This is a genomic window from Desulfobacula phenolica, from assembly GCF_900105645.1.
In the GTDB taxonomy this organism is placed as follows: domain Bacteria; phylum Desulfobacterota; class Desulfobacteria; order Desulfobacterales; family Desulfobacteraceae; genus Desulfobacula; species Desulfobacula toluolica.
Genome location: NZ_FNLL01000007.1, coordinates 201,252 through 216,180, shown reverse-complemented (window position 1 = coordinate 216,180; position 14,929 = coordinate 201,252). Strand labels below are relative to the sequence as shown.

Below are 14,929 nucleotides of genomic sequence, written 5' to 3'. Positions count from 1 at the left end.
AAAAAAATAAAAAGTCTAATTGAAAATATTTTCTTTTATAATTGTTGCTTCCCTTCCCGGTCCTACCGAGACAATTTTAATTTTAACATTAGAGAGTTCTTCAATTCTTGCAAGGTAATTCTTTGCATTTTGGGGCAAATCATTAAATGCTGTAATGCCTGAAATGTCCTGTTTCCAGCCAGGATGAGTTTCATATACCTGTGTACATTCCTGTAAAATTTTGATTTCAGGCGGAAAATCTTTGATGATTGTTCCGTTATATTCATACCCGGTACAAATTTTAATTTCATCAAGATCATCAAGAACGTCAAGCTTGGTGATGGCAAGACCTGTCAGGCTGTTTAACCTGGCAGCATTCCGAAGCACAACCATATCCAGCCAGCCGCAGCGCCTCTTTCTGCCGGTAGTTGCACCAAATTCCGAACCGGTTTTCTGGATTTTATCTCCAATGTCATCAAACAATTCGGTTGGGAATGGACCAGCACCAACGCGTGTTGTATATGCTTTTACAATCCCGATGATTTCATTGATATTTGCAGGCCCCACACCTGATCCGTTGGCGGCATTGCCGGCCACAACCGAGGAAGATGTCACAAACGGATAGGTCCCGTGTTCAATATCAAGGTGGGTTCCCTGAGCGCCCTCAAATAATATTATTTTATTATTATTTATTCCCTCAAACAATATAACGGAAACATCTGCAACATATGGAAGCAATCTCTCTTTAATTTTTTGAAATTGATCAATTACAGTTTCAGGATCTATGGTTTCCGTTTTAAAATAGTGTTCAAGATAAAAGTTTTTTTCTTCAAGAATTGTCTTAACTTTTTCTTTGAAAAGATCAAAGTCAAGAAGGTCGCAAAATCTGATTCCTCTTCGGGTAGCCTTATCCTCATAACATGGGCCGATTCCCCTGCCGGTTGTTCCTATTTTTTGATCTCCTTTTTGGGCTTCTCTGGCACTGTCGATCAAGCGGTGATAGGGCATTATGATATGAGCCCGGTTACTTATTTTAAGCATATCCGGTGACACATCAATATTGTTTGATAGCAAATAATCAATTTCCTCCAGTAAAACAAAAGGATCCACAACAACACCATTGCCGATGAAACATTTTTTTTTCTGGATAATACCTGAAGGGATGAGGTGACTGATAATTTCCTTGCCCTTGACGACCATTGTATGGCCGGCGTTGTTTCCACCCTGAAACCGGACAACATAATCTGCATGTTCACTTAACAAATCAACAATTTTGCCTTTTCCTTCATCTCCCCATTGCGTGCCGACAATTACTGTATTTCCCACTACTTACTCCTTTTATTCAAAAAAAAACTTTTAATGAGCTGTTTAGTTTTATCTTCATATATCCCTGATACAATTTCAGGGTGATGGTTCAATCGTTTATCATCTGCCATGGTATATAATGATCTTGCCGCACCCCATTTCGGATCTTTTGCTCCAAATACAACGCGTTTGATCCTGGCATGAATAATGACACCCATACACATAATGCAAGGTTCAATAGTAACGTATAAAGTTGTGTCAATCAGCCTGTAATTTTTTATCACCCGGGATGCCATTCGTATGGCATTTATTTCAGCATGGCTTGTGGGGTCATTTGATGATATGGGACAATTGTAACCATATCCGATAACATCTTTGTTTTTATCCACAATGACTGCACCAACAGGGACTTCATCTATTTGTGATGCTTTTATTGCCTCCTTGATGGCAAGATTCATATAATATTCATCATTCATAATTCAACCAATACTTATATAAATCTTTTTTCCTAAGGTCAAATCAATTAAATTGTTTTGTCCAAAAATTAATATAACAAAACCAAAGTGGATGTCGGGTCATATCCGTTCGTCCGGACGAATATCATGTGAAAATACGTTCAATCGGACAGATCCGAGGCCGTCCATAATTTTATCAGGTATACTGTAGACCGGTCAAAAGATGATTTTTAAGAGAATCAAATGGCCGGGTTTTTTTGACCAAAATCTAAGAAAAATTTGAAAAACAAAAAACTTGAAATCTTTCAAAAAGCCTGATATATACTGTCTCCATGTTGTGCGCCCGTAGCTCAGCTGGATAGAGTATCTGACTACGAATCAGGGGGTCGCAGGTTCGAATCCTGCCGGGCGCGCCATTATGACAAGGGTTTTTGGGCACTTACCAGAATCCTTTTTTTTGCCTCGCGCTTTTCCAAATTTGATCACCTTGAAACCAATTAAATTAATCTTTTTTGAAACTATAAATTTTTTATAGCCTTTATCAAATATGTTTTCTGTGGACACAGAGTATTTATGTGGCGATCTGATAGGAAAAACGATTGTTACATTGAGCAATCGTGTGATTGGTCTTGCATCATTGGTGTAAAATATGTAATATCCCATAAAAATTATGGGATATTACATAAAATGAATGCTAAAAGTGACAAAATATTTGATTTTTGGAATGACCATTCCCTTGAATTTTTGGAAATGGCCATGAAAAGAGACTATCAGGAAACCCTTACATCCTGTAACGGTTATGGAAAAAAGACCAGGGAATGTGGTGATACAATTGAATTTTATCTGATGATCAAAAACGCTGTAATACAATCGGTATCTTATAATATTAAAGGATGTTTGTTTTCACATGCCTGTGCCAACACGGTTATAAAATTTGCAAACGGTCAAACTATTGAAAAGGCCAGAAAAATTGCAGCCAATGATATAACCGCCTATTTAAAGACACTGCCCAAAGAAGAATCGCATTGTGCAGTACATGCACTGGCTGCATTCCATCTTGCCATTGATGATTATGAAAAAAGATAAAAAACAGGCATTGGCTTGTTATAATTCATGAATCGGCAAGTCTCTGGTCATACATGGATCCCACCCCGTATTCATTCCTGCGCATAAATTTATCCCAAGACGGTCCAATAAGTTGCATCTCTGGATTTTTCTTTTGAACATCCCTGGCAATTCTCATCTCTTTGGTGCAGCCTGTGCTATAGGTTGAATCTTTACCGATCCATTCCGGGGGAACCTTTTTATTTAACAATGAAAAGCTTTCGGAAATATCATCTGATGTCTGGAACCTCCAAATATCGATATATGTGCTTCTTTGAACGATTTCCCACATATACATCAGGTCGTCTGCATCCATTCCAGGCTCATAATACTTTGACGGGTTGATGATAAAAAGATCGGCAGACTGTTGATACAGATGGTCAATAAAAGTACTCATTATTTTTTTTGCCACATCAATTTTTCCGGGGATGGATCCTATTATGCCGCTGTAAAACATTACTGTCATCCCTTTTTTTCTGGCTGTTTTCATTTCATCAATAATTTTATTTGCCACTTCTTCCAGCTGTTCGTGTGAAAATTGTATAAAATCAGGGTGTCTGGGTTTATAGGTCACTGTTAAAGCCTTTTTTTCAAGACTGATATTGATGATATCCTGGGTGAATTGGAAGTGAGAGTCAATCAACCTTTTTTTCTGGGTTTCGCCCCGTGATACGACACAATCAACCTCTTTAAATATCCTGGAAAAGGTAGTAGAGACAAGCAAAAGGTTTAAGTCTTCACTGGTCCCATCAGATACCACATAGATGTTTTTGTCATGTTTTAAAAGTTTGACCAGGTTATTTTTGCTGATGGTTTTTTCATGAATAAAATGTGCGGTTTCAAATTCTTTTACAAGAATCGGATCTGTCCTAGTGTCAGCCAGGCAGACTTTTTTGAAAAACGGTGCTTCCTTTACTGCAAAAATAACCGCATGACCAAGTTCGGCCATAAATTTTATAATGGTAAGATCTACAATAATTTCACCTGATTCATCAGCCAGCCATAAAATTTTTTGTTTTTTTGCTTGCAATATTTGAAGCAACTTAGAAAAGCCATTCCCTCTGATTGGAGTCTTAAATATCTCTTTTATTTGGGCCAGGGGCGGAATTTTTGGATTTTCATGGGTCCATAGATTATCTTGTGCAACAAGGGTTAATAGTCTTTGAAATTCAATTGCTTTTATTTTTTCCCTGAGTTCAACCAGTGTAAGGTCTTCAATGGTTTGTACGGAATCACCAATCTGATTCAATGCCTTTTTAAAGGTTTCTGAGTTTAAAAATTTTTTTATTTTTTTATTGGTTGCTCTTTTTTCAGCTGAATACGGATTTTCGATGTGAGTACGGCTTAAAAATATTGTGTACAATCTTTTTTCAAGCCGGGACGGAATCAGAAGACCGGTTCGGATTTCATCATCATATTTTATCTTGACCAGGGTTTTTAAAAACTGTTTGTTATATTCAGAATCTATCAATTCATCAATCAGGGCAATTATTTTATCAAACACCTGCTCGTAATGATTTTTTAGATGCGGAGGGTATTTTCTTGACATGATAGCATTAAACATTTTGTCGGAACAAGGATAATACCGTTCTCCATTTTCAGGGTAGACCATAAATTCAACTTGTTCCCTTGAACCAACCTTTGTCGGATAAGCAAACGGGTCTATATGGTTTTTAAGGAAAAAAGAGGTAAACCAGGCATCAAAATCAGGGCTTTTACCCATACGAACAGGTATGTTTATTTTGTCTTCCATATAGTCTCCTTTTTTAGAAATAATGCGGGCAATGGTATCATTCCAAATGTTGTTTTGCAATTGAATAGCAATGTAAATGACCTTGACACGTTGTTTTGAGAAGCATAATAGAATAAATTATGGACAAGAAAACAGCTTTTCATATTTTAAATTTAAAACCTGGTGTTTCTTTTGAAGATGCAAAAAAATCCTATCGGAATTTAGCAAAAAAGTATCATCCTGACAGGGCTGAAAAAAAAATCCGGCAACAACGAACAGCAGAGTCAAAAATGAAAGAGATCAACCTTGCATTTCGGTATATTGCTCCTCTGCTGAGAAATACTGAAGATGTTAAAAAAACAACTGAAAAAAATTATGATAATGAAACAATTAAAGATCAATCCGAGAGACATGAAAAAGAGGTGACCTTTTCTTTTTTATCAAAATTGATTGGACGATTGATAATTTTTTTCAACAACAAAAATCATGGCAAAATCGTTAAAAATAAATTTGAAAAACAAAAACCTGTAAAGAAAACCAGTGGTAAAAAGGTCAGGTTCGATGATGTCTTTAAAAGCATTTATCAGGTCGGCTCTGATGGAGAAAAAAAGACAGGTATACATAAAAAGAAAAAATATGCTCAAAAGATAAATCCATACAAAGGGTATCAAAACTATATGACATTGAAGGCAAAGATGTCATCAGGACAATATAAAAGACACCAACCGATGAGTATCGGAAGGGTAGATAAAATAGATCCGGTTAAGCCGGTTAATTTTGTTGGTAAAAAATAACCTGTTTTTTTGATGATCAATTTAAAATTTTATGGTGATTAATTTTTTTCCTGTTTTAAGTTCAATCAGATTTGCTGACGTGTTATCAATCAATCCATATGTGTACCTGCCGTTTCGTGGCTGCGTTATGGAGCCTGGGTTCATGAATATTTGGCCATTCTTTTTTTCCAGAGAAAAAATGTGGGTATGCCCCTGTATGATAATGTCGATATCTTCAGAACAGGTGTGAGGACGATGACCATGATAAAGAAGAATTTTTTTATTGAAAACGGTAAACTCCATTTTCGTGTCAACTCCCGGGAAAAAAGAGGGGGTATCACAATTTCCATAGACATAATAAAAATGGTGTTTAAAAGATGTTAACTCATTTTTTATTGAGCCTGGCTGGAAATCAATATTTGTGTAATTCCCGTATTTTGTATCAAAAAGATCACCGGCAACGGCAAGTCCGTCAGTGGGTTTTAAAAGATTTTTCATGGTTAACCATGAACTGTAGCTGCCATGAATATCCGCTGTAACAATAAGATTTTTCATAGGATCTATTTTTTCCTTGTTAGGGATAATAAGCTTTCATAATATTCAATCCAAATCAACAAAATTTTTAAAAAATAATATGAATGTCGGATTGATAAAAGATCATAAGGCTTTTAAAATGGCGATTCTTGCAAGCACAGGGGGGTGGGAATAATTTAAGAATACATAAAAAGGATGTGGGGTTAAATTTGAAAGGTTGTGGGCAGCCAGTTTTTTTAAAGCATTTATCAATGGCTTTGTGTCTTGAATCGTTTCAGCGGCAAAGCGGTCAGCTTCGTATTCATCCTTTCTGGATGAAATTTGAAAAAATATTGATATGAACAAATTTATGGGCGAGTATAGCATTCCAAAAAAGATTAAACCGGCATAAATGGAAACATCTGTCATGAAAAAAGCATGAAACAACCCTTCATGAGAGATAAACAGGGAGATAAGATAAAAAATAAATCCCATTTGAAAAATGCCCAACAGCATTCGTTTGACAATGTGCTTTCTTTTAAAATGGCCCATTTCATGGGCAAGAATTGAAACCAATTCTTCAATTGTTTGCTCTTTGATCAGGGTATCAAATAAAACGATTCGTTTGTTTTTTCCAAAACCTGTAAAAAATGCATTGGATTTGCTGCTTCGTTTGGACCCATCCATGACAAAAATATTGGAAAGTGAAAAATCAATTGATTCTGCATAGTTTATAATAGCCTCTTTCAGGGGGCCGTCTTCCAATGGGCTGAATTTATTGAACAACGGCATGATCCATGTGGGGACAATATATTGAACAGCAAGAAGAAATATAGCACTTGCTGTCCAGCACATGATCCAGGCAAGTCTGCCGCCAAATTCCAAAAAGCCTAAAATGACTGATAACAGCAGTCCTCCCAAGACAGCTGAGAGAACAATGGATTTCATAAGGTCGGTAACAAAAAGGATGGGTGTGGTTTTATTGAATCCAAATTTCTCTTCAATCACAAAAGTGGCATAAATAGTGAAAGGAAGAGATAGTATCAGCTTTAAAGTTAAAAGAATGCCGGTAAAAAAAAGTCCTGTAATAATTGAGTTAAAATGAAATGATCTGACAAAGGAGTCAATGGCTTGAAATCCGCCTGAAAACCAGAACAGCAGTACTACTGCCAGATCAATGCTTGAGGTGATAAAACCAAATTTTGTATTTGCCTTTAGATAGGTTTGAGACTCAATATATTTTTGGTTGTTATAATGGTCTTTAAACTCTTCTGGCAGGGGTTGGTTCAGATTTCCAAGATTTAGAAAATCTGCAATGTTATTAATAAGATAACTGCCTGTCAGTGTCGTAAGAATTATGAGGGTGATAGCGTATTCTGAAAAAAGCATTTCTAAAGGAAAGTTGCCTTAAGGATTGATCAGATCTCTTAATTTGCCGGAACATTTAAAGGTGACAACTCTTCTGGCCGGGAGGGTCATTTCTTCATCGGTTGCCGGATTTCTGCCTTTTCTGGCTTTTTTTTCATTTACACAGAATTTCCCAAAACCGCTGATCATAATATCTTCACCGTTTTCAATTGTTTCTTTTATGATTTCAAGGAACTCTTCCATGATTTCATAGGTGGTTGTTCTGGGGAAATCCAGCGCTTCTTGTATTCTCTCAGCAATAATTGTTTTGGTTAATGCCATAAATTCTACTCCTGCAACAAAATTAAGCTTTTTATTTTAAGTATCAATTCAAAATCGTTTGCTAAAATACTTTATTCCCTGTGTACTTGTCAAGTAGGTAACCCTGGGATATTTAATTAAATTTAAACCATGTTTGTAAAATTTAAACCGGTTGTATTTGTTGATTTGATTTTTATTGTAAAATTTATTCAATATCGGCTGATTTTATCAATTTGTGATCAAGCTCTATAGCCGAGGGTGTGAGATTTGGTTTGCAAGGAGCTGTGTCTTCTTTATGGATTGTTAAATGATAGATTGTCTGTTATTTTATGGGGTATGTAAATTAGGATGAAAATTTTGGATAACTGCCATGGGCAAGACCTGGTTTTTTTTGTTTGGTTTGCCCACAACAAAGCATGAAAGTCACTGTTTGGATTTTTGAAGACTTTACATGTAAAAACATACATGGCAGATTTGTTTGTCAAAATAAAAAATCAAACTCTTATTATTACAGTATGTTGGGCGGAGTTTTGTGTAAAAAATTGGTAATAAAAATCAAATGATTTTAATTGGTTAATTTTTAGTAATGGAGTGGGAAAATTCATGATAAATGCACTGACGGCTTTAGATGGTCGATATGCAGGATTGACAAAAGAGATTGCAGATATTTTTTCTGAGTATGGTTTGATCAAGCACCGGGTCTTTGTTGAAATTGAATGGCTTAAATTCATTTTAACCGATTTGAAGCTCGCACCATTTAACGACCTGAGTACTGAAAAACTGGATAAGATTGCCCAGAATTTTGATCTGGAAGATGCTCGCAATGTTAAAGAAATTGAAAAAAAGACAAACCATGATGTAAAAGCAGTTGAATATTTCATAAAGGATAAGCTGGATCTCTTGGGTCTTTCAGATATCAAAGAGTGGGTTCATTTTGCATGTACATCAGATGATATCAATAATACCTCCTATGCCTTGATGCTGAAAAAAGGCAAAAAGGCTGCAACAAACCTGTTAAGACAGCTTATTGCCGATATTGAGCAAAAAGCTTTGCAATATAAGTCAGTTCCAATGATGGCAAGAACCCATGGTCAGCCGGCAACCCCCACAACAGTCGGCAAAGAATTTATCAATTTTGCCTGGCGGATGTTACAGGAAGCGGATGTTATGGATCAAAGCCGGGTTCAGGCAAAGATAAACGGGGCAACCGGAAATTATAATGCGCATCATTTTGTATATCCTGAAATTAACTGGATTGAGGCATCACAACGGTTTATTTCAAACCATTTGAAACTTGCACCTATCCTTTTTACCACCCAGGTAAATCCGAATCATTCTATTGCATTTGTTTTGCATGCCATGATCAGGGTTGCGGCAATCGTTATTGATATGGATCGGGATATGTGGGGTTACATCAGTCAGGGTTATTTTAAACAACGCGTAAAAAAAGGTGAAACCGGTTCCTCCACCATGCCCCATAAGGTAAATCCCATTGATTTTGAAAACAGTGAAGGCAACATGGGGATTGCCATATCAATGATGGAACATTTGTGTGTAAAACTGCAAAAATCCAGATTTCAAAGAGACCTGAGTGACAGCACTGTCTTAAGAAGTCTTGGGTCTGCCTTCGGCTATTTTGCCATTGGAGTGAAAAATTCATTAAAAGGGTTGTCCAAGATAGAATTGAATGATGGAGTGATCCAAAAAGATCTTGATAATAACCAGGAGCTTCTTGCAGAGCCTTTCCAGACCGCCATGAGGGTGTTTGGAGAAGAAAATCCCTATGAGAGGTTGAAAGAACTTACCCGAGGGAAGAAAATTGAGAAAAAAGATCTGGAGAAGTTTGTTGACGACCTTGAAAAGGTGCCGCTGGATTTTAAAAAACGAATGAAGCAATTGACCCCTGAGACCTATATCGGGCTTGCACAAAATTTGGTTGACACCTATTTTCAAACTTATTTAAGCAAGGAGTAGCAGCCTATGATTATAGGAATTCTCAAGGAGATCAAGCCCCAGGAAAATCGTGTGAGTATGACGCCTTCCGGGGTTGATATGATGAAAACCAATGGACATACGGTTTATGTTGAAAAAAATGCCGGTCTTGGTTCCGGCTTTGAGGATCACCTTTATATCAAAGCCGGAGCTGCCATTCTTGATACTCCTGAAGAAATTTACGGTATTTCTGATATGGTCATGCATGTTAAAGAACCCCAGGAATCTGAATTCAGTCTCATTAAAAAAGGGCAGATTGTTTTTACATACCTGCATCTTGCTGCGGATAAAGACCTGACCCATGCTCTGTTGAAAACAGGGTCAATCGGGATCGCCTATGAAACCATTGAAGACCGTAATGGCAGATTGCCCCTGCTTGCACCAATGAGTGAAGTGGCAGGAAGACTTGCAACCCAGCAGGGTGCAAAATATCTTGAAAGAACTTTTGGGGGGCAAGGATTGCTTCTGGGAGGGGTGACCGGAACTCCACCGGCAAACGTTCTTATTATTGGCGGCGGGGTGGTTGGGATTCATGCGGCCCGGGTCGCCTGCGGTATGGGTGCCAATGTGACCGTTCTTGATATGAACCTGGACCGCCTGCGCTATCTGTCGGAAATCATGCCGGCCAATTGTCAGGCCTTAATGTCTTCTCCTGCACTTATCAAAGATCTTGTAAAGACATCAGATCTGGTTGTGGGGGCTGTCCTTATTGCCGGTGCCAAAGCTCCTAAGCTGATTACAAAACAGATGCTGTCCACCATGAAAAAAGGATCGGTCATAGTTGATGTGGCCATTGATCAGGGCGGATGTTTTGAAACCTCCAGGCCGACAACCCATGGTGATCCGGTTTATGAAGTCGACGGGGTTATCCACTATAGCGTTGCCAATATGCCGGGCGCTGTCCCGCTAACCTCCACCATTGCATTAACCAATGCAACTTTGCCGTATGCATTGAAAATAGCTAATAATGGATGGAAGGCTGTTTGTAAAGACCACGGATTTGCAAAAGGGGTGAACTATGTGAGTGACAAGCTTGTCTGCAAACCGGTTGCGGATGCGTTCAGCATGAATTATACTGCTCTTGAAAGCATGTTGTGATTCGTTAAATGGAGAAAAATAAATGACGGAGAAACTATCAAAACAAGATGGGATATTGCTTTTAAAGCTTGCAAGAGAAAATATTCTACGAGAGTTTGGAAAAGAAAATGAAGATTATGACGAGTTAAAGATGAAGGTTTCAAATTTAGTCCTGGAAGAAAGCCGTGGAACTTTTGTCACTTTACATAAAAAAGGTAATTTAAGAGGATGTATCGGTAATATTGAACCGGTTAAAACAGTTTGGAAAGGGGTCAAGGAAAATGCAAAACATGCAGCCTTTAATGATTCAAGATTCAGCCCGCTGTCCTATGAAGAGTTAAAGCATACAACCATTGAAGTCAGTATCCTGACCCGCCCTGAAAAACTTGACTACACGGATGCCGATGAGCTGGTTGCAAGGCTCAGGCCTGATATTGATGGTGTGATAATCAAAAAGCAGGATCACAGTGCAACCTTTCTGCCCCAGGTATGGCAGCAGCTTCAAGAGCCTGAATCATTTTTAACGCAGCTGTGTATGAAAGCCGGATTGTCATCAAATGCATGGAAGTGCGGTGACCTGAGTGTCTATACTTATCAGGTTCAATTATTTGAAGAGTAACACTGGTATGTTTTTTTTTGAACAAAATATAACACGGTGGTTTTTATAAAAAACAACACACAGACGAGGTGAGGGATGGCAGTTGATCAAGAATTGTTGAAAGTAATATTATCAATCGATAACCTTGAGGAGTTAAACCGTTTTTTTGAGGATATTTTCACGCCTGCCGAACTGGATGATATTTCATTGCGGTGGAAGCTTTTAAAGGATCTTCACCATGGACTGACCCAGCGGAAAATTGCAGAAAAATATGGTATAAGCCTGTGTAAGATTACAAGGGGATCAAAAATTTTAAAGAATAAAGATTCCCTTGTACTAAAGGTGTTAAATTCTTAATTGAGCAGATATCAGGTCTAATGAGAGCGTAGACCATAATTCCAAATTTAACCGGTCAAGGGTTTTTGTTTTTTTCCATGAAAATTGAAACAGTTCTTGTCCGGGTAAAAAGTTTTCAGGAGAATCTGTAAGTATCCTGAAAACAGCACCCAGATGAACCTTGCCTACATCTGTAATGTTTTCACTGATTACTCCGATAAAACTGGGCAACTCTCCTTCAGGCCTTTTATAAAGTTCTTCTTTTAATTCGCGTTCCATGCCTGACATCAGGATTTTTTCAAAAGAGTCGTTTTCTTTTTCCCTGTCAACAGGATTGATATGCCCCCCGATTCCAATGGACCAGAGATCATGAAGTCTTTGTTCACTTCCCTGTCTATTATAAACAGCAGTTTTTTTTAAATCTCTGGTCTGAAGGATGATATAGGGAATAATCTGCTTGTAAGAGGTCGATTTTTCAGCATCAGGACGGTCGATAAATTTAAACCCTGCAATAGAACAATTTTTAATAAACAGATTCAGATCCAATGGTACGACACTTTTTTGTTGTACCCATGATTCCGGTAACAGCTCTTTTTTAATGCATAAAACGGTTTCGGTCACAAAATTGTCCTTTTGTTTTTCAATATTTTTTGTTTGTTTTTGAAGCCTTTTATTGATTGATTAGTTCTGAAAAACTGCCATGAGTAGAATTGGTCTTTTACCCGGGTTTGCCCACAACAAATAATAAAAGTCACTATTGATATTATCAAAGATTTTTATATATAACATATATAGTAAAATTGTCTGCCGCAACAAAGATTGAAAATCTTAATTATTACAGTATATTGAAGTGCTTTTATATAAAATGAAAGATGGAGCGGGAAACGGGATTTGAACCCGCGACTTCGACCTTGGCAAGGTCGCACTCTACCACTGAGTTATTCCCGCTCAGCAAAAGTTTGTTTTAACTACTTCAAAATTTTATTTTTGTCAAGGGAAGATTAACAGAAATTTTGATAAGAGGGACTTTTTTGTTGTGTCTAAATTAAATATGCTATAATCATCTGAAAAGCTTGGTCACAACATCAGGCATTGAGAATACTCATTTTTCATATGCAGCGCGGTAAATAAAAAAAGGTGGAGAATGCAAATAAAAAATATAATGGTTACTGGTGGCGGCGGTTTCTTAGGTAAAGCGATTCTTAAAAAATTATTGAATAAAAAATTAAATCTTACTTCTTTTTCACGCAAGTTTTATCCTGATCTTGAAAAAATGGGCATTAGACAGATACAAGGAGATATAGCCGATAAAAAAGCCCTTGTAAAAGCTTTCAAAAATATTGATGCTGTTTTTCATGTTGCGGCAAAACCAGGAATTTGGGGGCCTTTTGAGGATTTTTTCCGGGTAAATGTGACAGGAACCCAAAATGTTATCGCCGCTGGTCTGGAGAATAACATTAAGCAATTGATTTATACCAGTTCCCCAAGTGTGATATTTGATGAATATGATATGGAAAATGTTGATGAAAGCGTCCCATACCCGAAAAATTATCTGGCACCTTATCCGGAAACCAAAGCCATGGCTGAAAAATTGGTCATAAAGGCTGTGAAAAAGGGGTTGAATACCATTATTATTCGTCCTCACCTGATTTGGGGGCCGGAAGATAAGCATCTGCTGCCGCGCATTGTCAATAAGGCTGATAAATTAAAAAGGGTAGGGCGAACAGATGACCTGGTCGATACCATCTATGTTGATAATGCAGCCGATGCTCATATCCTGGCATCTCAAAAGCTGTTGGAAAATCCTTTGTTGTCGGGAAATGTTTATTTTGTCAGCCAGGACGAGCCTATTTCAAAATGGGAAATGATCAATGCCTTTCTGGATTCTGCCGGCTTACCACCTGTAAAAGGACATGTCTCTGCAAAGTCGGCATACATTGCAGGATCTTTTTTTGAATTTGTCTATTCGCTGTTTAAAATTAAAAAAGAACCGCCAATGACCCGTTTTGTTGCAAAGGAACTGGCTACATCTCATTGGTTTGATATTTCAAGGGCCAAAAAAGAGTTGGGATATTATCCAAAAGTTTCAACAAAAGAGGGAATTCAAAGATTAAAAAAAGGGTGATGAATAATTTTAAAAAAAATATTTTGCTCAGTTATGACAAGATCATAAAGGTTGTTTGTTTTGCTGTCAAAGGGTTTAGGAAGGATCGATGTGATCTTCGGGCATCGTCTTTGACCCTTTTCACGCTGTTATCCATTGTTCCTGTGATGGCTATGGCATTTGGTATTGCAAAAGGGTTTGGGTTTAAGGAGCTTTTGGAAAAACAGGTTCTTGAATTGTTTGCTGGTAATGAAGATGTTATCCGGAATGTTCTTGCTTTTTCAGTCAATCTTCTGGAAAGGACAAAAGGCTCCTTGATGGCTGTTTTTGCAATTATCCTGTTGTTTTATTCGCTTATAAAACTCATTGGTCATATTGAAAACGCATTTAATCAGATCTGGTGGGTAAATGACGACAGATCATTGGTTCGAAAATTTACTGATTATATCGCCATTTCAATTACAGCAGGTATCCTGGTTATTTTTTCAAGCAGCGCCAACATCTTTATTACCGCATATCTTGCACAGTTTTTGTCCAATATAAAGCTTCCCGGAAATATCGAAAACTTGGTTTCCTTTGGGTTTAATATTTTCCCTTTTTTCCCAATTTGGATATTATTTATTTTCTTTTATATTTTTATCCCCAACAAGAAAGTGGAGATTAAAGCGGCATTGGCCGGCGGTATGATTGCGGGAACTATATTTCAAGTCGCTCAGATGACCTATCTGAAATTCCAGGTTGGAGTTTCCAATTATAATGCGATTTATGGCAGTTTTGCCGCCTTGCCTCTTTTTTTGATATGGTTGCAGACCTCCTGGGCAATTGTTTTATTTGGGGCTGAAATTGCATTTTCCTGGGAAAATACAGAAGCACTGGAAACCAGGGATATTGATTATGACAAAATCAGTATCCGGTTAAAGAAATTACTTGTTTTGCGAATCGTTCACCTGTGTGTGAAACGGTTTGCCAACAAAGAAACACCTGCTTTGGATATTGAAATTGCATCTGAGATAAAGATCCCATTAAAAATAGTTAAAGTATTATTGGCAAAACTCATTGATTGCCATATCCTTTTGGAAGCAAATGTCTTGAACGGCAAGGGGTATGTCCCTGCTTACGATATAGAATGCCTTACAATTACAGATGTATTGACTGCATTTGAACAACGAGGTGATAAAATAGTCCAGGCTGGCGGAACCATAGAGTTTGAAGTTCTGGAAGAAAGTCTTCATGAGTTTGTCAAAGCCTGCAAACAGTCACCCGGAGAGAGAAAATTTAGAGATATTTGAGTGT

15 protein-coding genes and 2 tRNA genes are annotated in these 14,929 nt (G+C 37.5%); 9 read left to right on the top strand and 8 right to left on the bottom strand.

Features of this window, described 5'->3' with window-relative positions; genetic code table 11:
• Window positions 1-15: 15 nt before the first annotated feature.
• Entirely contained in the window at window positions 16-1,305 is a 1,290-nt protein-coding gene (locus BLT94_RS13355) for an adenylosuccinate synthase (protein ID WP_092234992.1), read from the bottom strand.
• A complete protein-coding gene (gene tadA / locus BLT94_RS13350; RefSeq protein WP_092234989.1) occupies window positions 1,305-1,760 on the bottom strand; it encodes a tRNA adenosine(34) deaminase TadA in 456 nt (151 codons plus the stop codon). Before tadA ends, BLT94_RS13355 begins: the two co-directional genes overlap by 1 nt.
• A gap of 318 nt (window positions 1,761-2,078) precedes the next feature.
• On the opposite strand from tadA, the gene BLT94_RS13345 reads away from it, so the two are divergent.
• Window positions 2,079-2,155 (top strand) — tRNA-Arg (locus BLT94_RS13345).
• A 271-nt stretch (window positions 2,156-2,426) separates the two neighbouring features.
• Window positions 2,427-2,825 (top strand): iron-sulfur cluster assembly scaffold protein, encoded by a 399-nt coding sequence (locus tag BLT94_RS13335; protein ID WP_092234983.1) that lies wholly within the window; start codon window positions 2,427-2,429, stop codon window positions 2,823-2,825.
• Window positions 2,826-2,850: 25 nt separating this feature from the next.
• Here the strand turns inward: BLT94_RS13335 and BLT94_RS13330 are convergent, their stop codons facing one another.
• Window positions 2,851-4,596 carry an ARMT1-like domain-containing protein gene (locus BLT94_RS13330; RefSeq protein WP_092234981.1) on the bottom strand — a complete coding sequence of 582 codons (1,746 nt, stop codon included), beginning with the start codon at window positions 4,594-4,596 and terminating at the stop codon, window positions 2,851-2,853.
• A gap of 119 nt (window positions 4,597-4,715) precedes the next feature.
• Between BLT94_RS13330 and BLT94_RS13325 the strand changes: the two genes are divergently transcribed.
• Window positions 4,716-5,369, top strand: a complete 654-nt coding sequence (locus BLT94_RS13325; protein ID WP_092234978.1) for a J domain-containing protein — start codon at window positions 4,716-4,718, stop codon at window positions 5,367-5,369.
• Window positions 5,370-5,390: 21 nt separating this feature from the next.
• On the opposite strand, the gene BLT94_RS13320 is transcribed toward BLT94_RS13325, so the two are convergent.
• The 3 genes from BLT94_RS13320 to BLT94_RS13310 form a co-directional block, all read right to left on the bottom strand.
• Entirely contained in the window at window positions 5,391-5,903 is a 513-nt protein-coding gene (locus tag BLT94_RS13320; protein WP_092234974.1) for a metallophosphoesterase family protein, read from the bottom strand.
• A gap of 102 nt (window positions 5,904-6,005) precedes the next feature.
• Entirely contained in the window at window positions 6,006-7,250 is a 1,245-nt protein-coding gene (locus tag BLT94_RS13315; RefSeq protein ID WP_092234970.1) for a M48 family metallopeptidase, read from the bottom strand.
• Window positions 7,251-7,268: 18 nt separating this feature from the next.
• Entirely contained in the window at window positions 7,269-7,550 is a 282-nt protein-coding gene (locus tag BLT94_RS13310) for an integration host factor subunit alpha (RefSeq protein WP_014958384.1), read from the bottom strand.
• Between the two features lie 582 nt (window positions 7,551-8,132).
• On the opposite strand from BLT94_RS13310, the gene purB reads away from it, so the two are divergent.
• From purB to BLT94_RS13290, 4 genes are all read left to right on the top strand, one after another.
• The gene (gene purB, locus BLT94_RS13305) at window positions 8,133-9,503 is read left to right on the top strand and encodes an adenylosuccinate lyase (protein WP_014958382.1); all 1,371 of its coding nucleotides are present in this window, start codon (window positions 8,133-8,135) and stop codon (window positions 9,501-9,503) included.
• A gap of 6 nt (window positions 9,504-9,509) precedes the next feature.
• Window positions 9,510-10,619: an alanine dehydrogenase gene (gene ald / locus BLT94_RS13300; protein ID WP_092234967.1), complete on the top strand. Its 1,110-nt coding sequence runs from the start codon at window positions 9,510-9,512 to the stop codon at window positions 10,617-10,619.
• A gap of 22 nt (window positions 10,620-10,641) precedes the next feature.
• The gene (gene amrA / locus BLT94_RS13295) at window positions 10,642-11,217 is read left to right on the top strand and encodes an AmmeMemoRadiSam system protein A (RefSeq protein ID WP_092234964.1); all 576 of its coding nucleotides are present in this window, start codon (window positions 10,642-10,644) and stop codon (window positions 11,215-11,217) included.
• Between the two features lie 75 nt (window positions 11,218-11,292).
• On the top strand, window positions 11,293-11,553 hold the full coding sequence (locus BLT94_RS13290) for a YerC/YecD family TrpR-related protein (protein WP_014958379.1): 261 nt from the start codon (window positions 11,293-11,295) through the stop codon (window positions 11,551-11,553).
• Here the strand turns inward: BLT94_RS13290 and BLT94_RS13285 are convergent.
• Together BLT94_RS13285 and BLT94_RS13280 are read right to left on the bottom strand one after the other, a co-directional pair.
• Window positions 11,542-12,153, bottom strand: a complete 612-nt coding sequence (locus BLT94_RS13285; RefSeq protein ID WP_092234961.1) for a phosphoesterase — start codon at window positions 12,151-12,153, stop codon at window positions 11,542-11,544. The genes BLT94_RS13290 and BLT94_RS13285 overlap by 12 nt on opposite strands.
• Before the next feature lie 252 nt (window positions 12,154-12,405).
• Window positions 12,406-12,480 (bottom strand) — tRNA-Gly (locus BLT94_RS13280).
• Window positions 12,481-12,676: 196 nt separating this feature from the next.
• Between BLT94_RS13280 and BLT94_RS13275 the strand changes: the two genes are divergently transcribed.
• Window positions 12,677-13,657, top strand: coding sequence for an NAD-dependent epimerase/dehydratase family protein (locus BLT94_RS13275; protein WP_245743121.1), 981 nt, complete (start codon window positions 12,677-12,679; stop codon window positions 13,655-13,657).
• Window positions 13,657-14,925, top strand: coding sequence for a YihY/virulence factor BrkB family protein (locus BLT94_RS13270; RefSeq protein WP_245743119.1), 1,269 nt, complete (start codon window positions 13,657-13,659; stop codon window positions 14,923-14,925). The genes BLT94_RS13275 and BLT94_RS13270 overlap by 1 nt, the downstream gene beginning before the upstream one ends.
• Window positions 14,926-14,929 lie beyond the last annotated feature (4 nt).

What these genes read in the sequence shown, in the direction of transcription:
- tadA (WP_092234989.1), bottom strand. Translation starts at nt 1,760, where the DNA reads ATGAATGATGAATATTATATGAATCTTGCCATCAAGGAGGCAATAAAA.
- BLT94_RS13335 (WP_092234983.1), top strand. Translation starts at nt 2,427, where the DNA reads ATGAATGCTAAAAGTGACAAAATATTTGATTTTTGGAATGACCATTCC.
- BLT94_RS13330 (WP_092234981.1), bottom strand. Translation starts at nt 4,596, where the DNA reads ATGGAAGACAAAATAAACATACCTGTTCGTATGGGTAAAAGCCCTGAT.
- BLT94_RS13325 (WP_092234978.1), top strand. Translation starts at nt 4,716, where the DNA reads ATGGACAAGAAAACAGCTTTTCATATTTTAAATTTAAAACCTGGTGTT.
- BLT94_RS13320 (WP_092234974.1), bottom strand. Translation starts at nt 5,903, where the DNA reads ATGAAAAATCTTATTGTTACAGCGGATATTCATGGCAGCTACAGTTCA.
- BLT94_RS13315 (WP_092234970.1), bottom strand. Translation starts at nt 7,250, where the DNA reads ATGCTTTTTTCAGAATACGCTATCACCCTCATAATTCTTACGACACTG.
- BLT94_RS13310 (WP_014958384.1), bottom strand. Translation starts at nt 7,550, where the DNA reads ATGGCATTAACCAAAACAATTATTGCTGAGAGAATACAAGAAGCGCTG.
- purB (WP_014958382.1), top strand. Translation starts at nt 8,133, where the DNA reads ATGATAAATGCACTGACGGCTTTAGATGGTCGATATGCAGGATTGACA.
- ald (WP_092234967.1), top strand. Translation starts at nt 9,510, where the DNA reads ATGATTATAGGAATTCTCAAGGAGATCAAGCCCCAGGAAAATCGTGTG.
- amrA (WP_092234964.1), top strand. Translation starts at nt 10,642, where the DNA reads ATGACGGAGAAACTATCAAAACAAGATGGGATATTGCTTTTAAAGCTT.
- BLT94_RS13290 (WP_014958379.1), top strand. Translation starts at nt 11,293, where the DNA reads ATGGCAGTTGATCAAGAATTGTTGAAAGTAATATTATCAATCGATAAC.
- BLT94_RS13275 (WP_245743121.1), top strand. Translation starts at nt 12,677, where the DNA reads ATGCAAATAAAAAATATAATGGTTACTGGTGGCGGCGGTTTCTTAGGT.
- BLT94_RS13270 (WP_245743119.1), top strand. Translation starts at nt 13,657, where the DNA reads ATGAATAATTTTAAAAAAAATATTTTGCTCAGTTATGACAAGATCATA.